Origin of the sequence: Amycolatopsis kentuckyensis, from assembly GCF_002155975.1 — a bacterium.
GTDB lineage: Bacteria > Actinomycetota > Actinomycetes > Mycobacteriales > Pseudonocardiaceae > Amycolatopsis > Amycolatopsis kentuckyensis.
The window spans coordinates 1-247 of record NZ_MUMI01000453.1 but is presented as its reverse complement, the minus strand read 5'-3'; the positions used below and the strand labels follow the sequence as shown (position 1 = coordinate 247).

1 protein-coding gene is annotated in these 247 nt (G+C 76.1%); it reads right to left on the bottom strand.

Annotated features, from left to right (window positions below; translation table 11 throughout):
- Positions 1–33: 33 nt before the first annotated feature.
- On the bottom strand, positions 34–247 hold a 214-nt coding region (locus CCN39_RS36400; protein ID WP_143264280.1), incomplete at its 5' end, for a hypothetical protein.

The following is a 247-nucleotide window of genomic DNA, read 5'->3' as shown; positions in this document are numbered from 1 at the left end:
CGAGGTGGCCTTCACGGCTTCCGAGCGGGAGGCTCAAGCGGCAGCGGGAAACGTCCCCAGGGCGCGGTACCCCGCGTCGGTCAGTTCGGCGGGCGCCCACTGGCCGGGGGCGACCAGCCGGGTGGCTCTGACCAGCCCGGCGCGGGCGAGGTCGTGGGCGGTGCTCTGGTCGCAGCACGGCAGCCCGTCCACGCGGAGGTCGGGTTCACAGCTGCAGCGGAGCTCGGCGCGCCCGTCGGCGATCGCC